Annotated in this window: 6 protein-coding genes; 2 read left to right on the plus strand and 4 right to left on the minus strand. The window is 56.5% G+C overall.

Translation table 11 applies throughout. The features are described 5' to 3' along the window. Nucleotides 1-138: 138 nt before the first annotated feature. The 3 genes from NKI35_RS30895 to gmd form a co-directional block, all read right to left on the minus strand. Nucleotides 139-1560, minus strand: coding sequence for a phosphomannomutase (locus tag NKI35_RS30895; RefSeq protein ID WP_352742576.1), 1422 nt, complete (start codon nt 1558-1560; stop codon nt 139-141). Between the two features lie 352 nt (nt 1561-1912). Continuing rightward, nucleotides 1913-2857: a GDP-L-fucose synthase gene (gene fcl / locus NKI35_RS30900; protein WP_352514718.1), complete on the minus strand. Its 945-nt coding sequence runs from the start codon at nt 2855-2857 to the stop codon at nt 1913-1915. Beyond that, nucleotides 2857-3927, minus strand: a complete 1071-nt coding sequence (gene gmd / locus NKI35_RS30905) for a GDP-mannose 4,6-dehydratase (protein ID WP_023692482.1) — start codon at nt 3925-3927, stop codon at nt 2857-2859. Before gmd ends, fcl begins: the two co-directional genes overlap by 1 nt. A gap of 973 nt (nt 3928-4900) precedes the next feature. Here gmd and NKI35_RS30910 point away from each other — a divergent pair. Both NKI35_RS30910 and NKI35_RS30915 read left to right on the plus strand, forming a co-directional pair. Continuing rightward, nucleotides 4901-5887, plus strand: coding sequence for a nodulation protein NodZ (locus NKI35_RS30910; protein WP_352514717.1), 987 nt, complete (start codon nt 4901-4903; stop codon nt 5885-5887). 239 nt (nt 5888-6126) lie between these two features. Beyond that, the gene (locus tag NKI35_RS30915) at nt 6127-7542 is read left to right on the plus strand and encodes a mannose-1-phosphate guanylyltransferase/mannose-6-phosphate isomerase (RefSeq protein WP_352742578.1); all 1416 of its coding nucleotides are present in this window, start codon (nt 6127-6129) and stop codon (nt 7540-7542) included. Between the two features lie 209 nt (nt 7543-7751). Here NKI35_RS30915 and NKI35_RS30920 read toward each other — a convergent pair. Beyond that, a partial coding sequence (locus NKI35_RS30920; RefSeq protein WP_352742580.1) for a transposase occupies nt 7752-8216 on the minus strand: 465 nt, incomplete at its 5' end.

Consider the following 8216-nt stretch of genomic DNA (forward strand, 5'->3'; position numbering starts at 1 on the left):
CTGGCCTCCATACCCAGCCGACATGATGAATCAGATATTCTCCCCGATGGGAATCCCTCGCGATTCCATCAGGTCAGATTATGCTCTAGAGTAGCTCGTGCGACCCCCAGGGTAACCTGGAATGGAGGCGGCTTTTATTTAGCCTTGCGTCCAATTACGAATTCGATCCAATCCAGTCCGGAGCAAAAGCTCCGCGTCCTCCCGATTTTCGGCTTCGACGTAGCACCGCATTTCCGGGGCATTTCCGGATGGACGCAAATGCAAGACACGGTTATCCGCGAGAGTGATACGAAGTCCGTCAACATCGCTAACCTTGCTTACCACTCCAATCGACCCGACGAAGGCGGCGATGTTAGTTTCCGCTGTACGAAGGTATGTCATGAGGCGAGTGCTGCTTTCGACGGAAAAATTTTCCAAGCGATCCGCCGCCGCTGCCGGCAATTGAAAGGAACTGCCAATCTCCGACAGTGGCTGCCCACTTGTACTAACAAGGGAAAGTGCCGCAAGGATGGGGAGAAAACTGTCGCGTGTAGGTAGCGCTGGCAGTTTAGTTCCGTTCGGGTCAAAGTCCGTGCCGGTCAACAAACCACCGTTTGCTTCGAAACCAACCACGCGCTCGTGACCCGACGCAACCAAATCGAGCATGGCAGCAATAACAAATGGCGATCCAACCTTGGTACGCACGACTTTAAAAGAACCTGCGGTCTCGATACCAGAGTTTGATGTGACCGGCGTGACGACTGCCTTCGCTTGCAGGAAGTTCGCCGTAATCAGGCCTAACAAATCACCGCGAAGGGGGTCTCCGTGGTCGTCAGCTACCAGTGGGCGGTCACCATCGCCATCTGCCGAGACGACCGCATCAAGCCGATGCTCTTTGGCCCAGAGCTTGAACTGTTGAGCAGTCTCGTCAGAGACCGCTTCAGTGTCGACAGGAATGAAACCTTCCGAACGTCCCAGGGTTACGACCGTCGCACAGTGATATGAGAGAATGTCAACCAAGAGATCGCGCGCGACTGTGCTGTGCTGATATACGCCCACCGTTAAGCCCTTTAGAGCATTAATCTCCATAAGCTTTCGATTGCGCGCCATGAAAAAGGCCTTGCATTCGGCCTCCCGGTGCTGCCGACGTGCAACAGCACCTTCAAGGACGTATCCGCGCTTCTCCAACTGCAAGGCGATGCGCGTTATCTCCCGCTCATCACCCTTGTCGATCTCACCGTCGGGTCGATAGAATTTTATTCCATTACGGTCGGCCGGAATGTGCGAGCCTGTGATCATCAAACAACCACTCTTACGCGCCTGAGCATACAGTGCCAGGGCAGGGGTGGGGACTGCGCCGCAATCGACTACGTTGAAGCCGAGCGCAGACAGTGCCGCCGCACAGACGGCGGCGATGGCCGGACTCGAGGCGCGAAAGTCGCGCCCTATGAGTATCTCGTCGCCAATTCTGGCCAGGCCGGATTCCAGCAGGAATGTCGCGAATGCCGTTGCATATAGGGCAGAGGCGGCTCCTGCCAATTCTGTCGCCAGGCCCCGTAATCCACTTGTTCCGAATTTCATACCAAATCCGACGTTGCTAACCGGGTTTTGAAGGTAACATGCTCAAACTTTGGCTCGTCCGGAATGCCCATCGACAGATCCCTCGGACGAGAACAAGAAGTACATTCGGTTACCGTAGACGCGTTCGGTTCTCGACGGTTACCCTTGTGAGGATTGACGCAGTCGGCGTCGGCGTGGGCAGCGCACCGTGACCTTCACGGCGACGAGGTTGGAGCGGATGGGGTCCGGGTCCGGCAGGGCTCCTCGCGGCTGGCTCACATGAGCGCTATCGCCATCGAGTGATTGTCTCAGTCTACATTAGCTCTGGGTCCCGAAAGCGCGTACAGGCCTGAGACGCAGCAAATCCTCTTATCTATCGCCGTTCGGTGTAGCTCCCGTTCAGAAATGCATGATAGACACTCTCGATGCCTTCCATGAGAGTGATCTTTGCTGCCCATCCCAAAGTGCGCAGCTTGTCGACGCTCATCAGCTTTCGCGGTGTACCGTCAGGTCTAGAGTGATCATGCGCGATCTCCCCGGTAAATCCGACTACACGGCAGATCATTCTAGTCAGCTCTAGGATCGTGATGTCCTGTCCGCAGCCGAGATTGACGTGATCATGGTCAGAGTAGTTCTTCAGAAGGAAGACTAATGCGTCGGCGCAGTCGTCGACGTGCATGAATTCCCGACGTGGTGTGCCCGTGCCCCAGATGGTGATTTGCTTATCACTTGTGAGCTTAGCTTCATGCGCTTTCCGGATCAGCGCTGGGATGACGTGGCTTGACTGCAAGTCATAATTGTCGCCTGGCCCGTAGAGATTCGTCGGCATAGCGGAGATGTAGTCGCGGCCATATTGCTGGCGATAGGCTTGAGCCATTTTGATGCCGGTGATCTTGGCGACGGCGTAGCATTCGTTGGTGCGCTCTAGTGGCCCGGTCAAAAGCGCGCTTTCAGGAATGGGCTGTGGTGCCATCTTCGGATAGATGCAAGACGAGCCGAGGAAGAGGACGCGGTCGACATTGTTTTCGTGGGCTGCCGCGAAGATATTGGCCTCGATCATCAGATTGTCGTAAAGAAAGTCGACCGGATAGGTGGCGTTCGCGAGAATACCACCTACCTTTGCCGCCGCCATAATGATAGCGTCCGGTTTCATCACTGCCACGAAGTTTTCAACCTCGGTCTGTCGCTTGAGATCTAGCTCTCCCCGAGGGGCGGCCACAACTTTGCAGTCTTCAGACGCGAGTCGGCGTACAACAGCGCTGCCCACCATACCTTTGTGGCCAGCGACCCACACGGTTTTTCCGTTCAGATCATACATTACGCTTCCTTCATGACTACAGATGTCTGCATGACCTTGAGGTCTTCGCGTACCATTTCCGCAGCAAGCTCGCGCACGGATGTCTCATGCACCCAGCCGAGCTTCTCCTTCGCCTTGGTAGCGTCACCCAGGAGAAGATCGACTTCCGTGGGGCGGAAGTAGCGTGGGTCCACTTGGACTAGGCATCTGCCGCTCGCTACATCATAGCCCTTTTCGCCGACACCCTTGCCACGCCATTCGATCTCGACGCCGATATCTTCGAAAGCCCACTCGACGAATTGGCGGACAGGAGTCGTTTTGCCCGTAGCCAGCACGTAATCATCCGGTTGATCCTGCTGTATCATCATCCACATACCTCGCACGTACTCACGCGCATGGCCCCAATCGCGTTGAGCATCGAGATTGCCGAGATAAAGCTTGTCCTGCTTGCCCAGGTAGATAGCAGCGGCAGCGCGGCTGATCTTGCGCGTCACAAAAGTTTCGCCACGAAGGGGGCTTTCGTGATTAAAAAGAATGCCGTTGGAAGCGTGCATACCATAGCCCTCGCGATAATTGACGACCATCCAGTAGGCGTAGAGCTTGGCGGCGGCGTAAGGGCTGCGCGGATAAAAGGGCGTCGTTTCGTTCTGCGGTACGGACTGCACGAGGCCGTATAGCTCCGAAGTCGAGGCTTGATAGAAGCGGGTCTTGTCCGTCAGACCGAGGAGGCGAATGGCCTCAAGAAGTCGCAATGTACCGATACCGTCCGCGTTTGCTGTGTACTCAGGTGTTTCGAACGACACCTGCACATGGCTCTGAGCAGCCAAGTTGTAAATTTCGTCTGGCTGAGATTCCTGAACCACGCGGATGAGGTTAGTCGAATCAGTGAGGTCACCGTAATGCAAGATCAGGCGCGGATCGGATTCGTGCGGGTCTTGGTAGAGGTCTTCGATACGACCCGTGTTGAAGGAAGAGGAACGTCGCTTAATCCCATGAACGATGTAGCCTTTTTTGAGAAGAAGACGGGCAAGATAGGCACCATCCTGTCCAGTTATGCCCGTAATAAGAGCAACTTTCCTGCTATCGCCCATTCTATTCCTGCTCTATTAAAGTTTAAAGTTTCGGCTCCGGCTCGCCACGCCGACACAATGTGCGGCCAGCCCCGTGCGCTATGGAGCACTTCGACAGATGCGGCGCGAAGCTCGTCATTGACAGTCCGCCAGCCGAGCACACCTCTTGCTTGGAGTCACAGCAAAATAGAGTTGCGCCGCTAACCGTCGGCTTCATACATGCGGTCTGAGTGCCGCTCAGCTCACGCCGTGAGCGACATGTACTCCCAGCACCTTGCAGCTGATTTGCTCATCCATCAGCGAGTGAGGACGCCTTTCTTTCTTGCTTCAGCGTCTTCTAATGGGAATTGTTTGGATCAGTGAAATCGATTGTTTGGATAAAGTGCATCCACAGAATGGATGGTCTGACCGAGCAGCGGGGGCGCATCGCCGGCCCGGAGTCGTAGGCGCGAGCTTCCGTTCGGGGCGAGGACAAAGTTCGTGGCCGCGAGCCCTCACCACAGCATCCGGCACAGGTCGTGCAGAACTTTGGGAGCAGACTGCAGATTCTGTCGATCAGCTGGTTCCAGGCGCGTCGAGCTGTCGACCTCATCTCGCCCGGTACCGTTGCTGTATGCAGCCTTGCACCCTTGGCGTATGGCGTCGACGGAACGATTTGCTCCGGCAGGCAGTGTCGCAGCGTTCCCCGGCTGTTTCGGCTCTATTGGCCGGGCCCGCGTCAGCCGAGCCCCTTCATCATGGCATCCAACGCATGGATGGCCGGCATCCACTCAATAGATTTTACATATGCCGCGGAGGCCCAGTAGAGAAGGCTGAACCGGAAGCGAGGGCATCGGCTTCAAGCTGTGCGAGCGTCACGGGATTAGTGGGCAGTGCTGAGTGAGCTCTTCTGCCCTATGGCCCGGCCTCTGCCAAGCGCCCGGCGTCAGGGTCTACGTGTCGACTAAGGATTCCAAACCGGATGCAACCTCCTCTCTGAACGAGATTTCCGAAAATGCATGTTAGTGGAGTGGAAAAGCGCCGGTTCGTCGTCTCTCGGAGGCGCACGGGGTTCGGTGATTGTCTGTGGTCATTGGCGGCCGCTTGGCGCTACGCGCAGCGGTCGGGACGAACTCTAGTCATCGACTGGCGGGGGGCCTGCTACCTCGACCAACCCTTCACAAATGCGTTTCCGGTGTTCTTCCAGCCGATCAATGACATCGCTGGCGTGCCGGCTATTTCCGACGACCGGATCAACGACGTTTCCTTCCCTGGTCCATTCTTCCCAGAGTGGTGGAACAGGCCGGCGATCGAGTGCCTTTACCGGCCAGATGAGCAGATTTTCCAAGAGCGCGATGAGTTGGGCGAGCTCTTTCAGGCCGAACACGATGTCGAAGCGAACACAGTAGTGTGTGACGCTTGTCTGATGTGGCGGTGCGATGAGGATGCAGAGCGGCAGGTGTTCCAGAGTGTCCAGCCTCGGCCAGCAATTCAAGCCCGCATAGATGCCATTTATCAGGAATGTTTTGAGGGGCACAGCATCATCGGGATTCATGTTCGGCACGGCAACGGTGAAGACATCATGGAGCATGCGCCCTACTGGGCCGATCCGGAGCTCGCCGTTCGGCAAGTGTGCGCTGCAATTGACAAGGCTAAGGCGTTACCGCACCCTAGGCCTGTGCGGCTGTTCTTATGCACGGACAGCGCGCGGATACTGGATCTTCTGTCGGCCAGGTTTCCCGATCTGCTCACTGTCCCGAAGCACTTCGGATCCAATCAAGGTGGCCCCTTACACACTGCAGCACTCGGGATTGACGGCGGAATTTCCGCCCTCGTTGAGATGTATCTTCTCGGGCGCTGCGATACCGTAATTCGGTTTCCCCCGACGAGCGCCTTTACACGATATGCACGTCTATTCGCACCACGGGTAATTGAATTCGATCTGAAGGAGCCAAGTCGTTTGACTTTGATAGAAGACAGCCAAGTCTCTGATCTCAGTTAAGACCCGCCACCTGCGCAATTCGGCAGAGGCAACCAACAGGCATAGTTGAATGCGCATTTCTCACCGACGCCAGTGGAGGCGTCGTACATTACCGATAGCGTCGTCATCTGACGCCGCCTGCAACGCACCAGAACTTCGCTGTTACGCGGGGCCGCAGACAAGCCAGAGCGACGGCGATCGTGACGCTGACGCTCGAAACAACGCGGGCGATCACTCCAGAGACTAGATTGAGGTTGGTTATGAAAGTCATTCCCGTGATCATCAGCGGCGGAGCCGGATCGCGGCTATGGCCCGCCTCAAGGCAATCGCACCCCAAACCTTTCCTCAAAGTAGCGGATGGATATTCTCTCATTCAGCACACTGTGCTGCGCGTCGCTTCGATAGAAGGTGTCGTGGAACTCGTCGCTGTGACATCCGGGGAACACCTCTTCCTGACCAAGGACGAATTTGACGAACTGGATTCCGTGGTCCTGCCACGCACCTTTCTGCTCGAGCCCGAACCTCGGGATACGGCCGCCACCGTGGCTGCAGCCGCGATCCATGCGAGGGCAACGCAAGGCCCTGACGCGATCCTGTGCGTCTTCCCGGCCGATCACCTGATTGGCAACCTGCCTGCGTTTCTAGACGTCATGGGCCTGGCCATGGAACATGCGAAGCTCGGGCGGATCGCCACATTGGGCATCACCCCAACCAGACCGGACACAGCATTCGGCTACATCGAAGCAGATGGTGAGAACGTCGTCCGTTTCGTTGAAAAACCGGATCTGGATACAGCCAAAGCCTATGTCGCGTCTCAACGCTTCTTCTGGAACGCCGGCATCTTCTGCTTCAGTGCGCAAACCATGCTCGACGAGATGGTTTTGCATTGTCCCGAGGTGCTCCAGGCCGTCGCCGACAGCTACGAGAACGGCCGCGCCAGTCAATGCCAAGGCTTTGCCAAAATCGAACTCGCGCCTGAGCATTTCGGTTCCGCGCCGCGAATCTCGCTCGACCACGCTGTCATGGAGAAGACTAACAGACTTGCCGTGATTCCCTGCCACATGGATTGGAACGACATCGGATCTTGGAACGCAATGGCCGATTTGATCGCCCCCGACGAAAGCGGGAACAGGATACGCGGCGATGTGCACATGGTCGACACGACCGGCACCTATGTGAGCTCCGACAAGCGCGTCATCGGCACGGTGGGCGTAAGCGATCTGGTGATCGTGGATTCCCCGGACGCTTTGCTTGTCACATCCCGCGACCGCGTTCAGGACGTTAAGAAGCTCTTCGAGGGTCTCAAGGCTTCCGGACATGAAGCTCATCTGGTCCATAGCACGGTACACCGGCCCTGGGGTACCTATACGGTTCTGGAGGAAGGCGAGCGCTTCAAGATCAAACGCATCGAGGTAAAGCCCGGTCGCCAGTTGAGCCTGCAGATGCACTATCATCGTTCGGAGCACTGGGTCGTGGTCAGCGGCTCCGCTAAAATCGTCAATGGCGAGCAGGAGTTGTTCCTGGGGACAAACGAATCTACTTACATCCCCTGCGGCCATAAGCATCGGCTCGAGAACCCAGGCAGAATTGACCTGGTTATCATTGAAGTGCAGAGCGGCGATTATCTCGCCGAGGATGATATCGTTCGCTTCGACGACGAATATGGTCGAACGTAGATAACAGTACAAAAAACGTTAAACGGCGAGCCGTCGCTCAAGGATCTCTGTCGTGGGTTCTGGGCCTGACATTGGCAAGCAGCGGGCCGAGCGTGTCATAGTATCCGCCCCGCACTTTCATCATGTGATTTTTCATGGAATGAGGACCCTGTTTGAGGGGTGATTTTCGTCCAAACGGGGGTCTGACGCACTCTCGATGATATTTTCTTTCAGGCAGCACCGATCAAACGTGCTTGGAGAAGGTCAAGCTTTCCGCGGCCGTACATCTGCCGTTTTACAAGCTTGAGCTTGGTGATCTGTCCTTCCGTCTGCCCGTTGGACCATGGCTCGGTGATCGCGGCGCGGACGGCAGCACGGTCGCGAATGATGCCATTGGCGAAAGACGCAATGAGGCTTTTGCTGGCGTCGGCGATCCACGGCTCGAGCTCATCGGCGACTTTCTTGCGGATCATGGAATGGAAACCAGCGATCAGATTGCGTGCTTCCACCAGCATGGGCACACCCGCCTCGATGACGGCGATCATCACCGTGTCGGTTTTGTTCAGATGATCGCGCGCCGTCGTCATTAACCGTGCGATCGTTCTGGCTGATGGCACCTTGTGGAGTTGCTGATCGGATGCCTGTTCGGCGCGTCGTCGTCGCCTTGCCCATTCGCTGACGACACCCAGACGTCC

The sequence above is a fragment of the Mesorhizobium sp. M0676 genome (assembly GCF_040320535.1).
Lineage (GTDB): Bacteria > Pseudomonadota > Alphaproteobacteria > Rhizobiales > Rhizobiaceae > Mesorhizobium.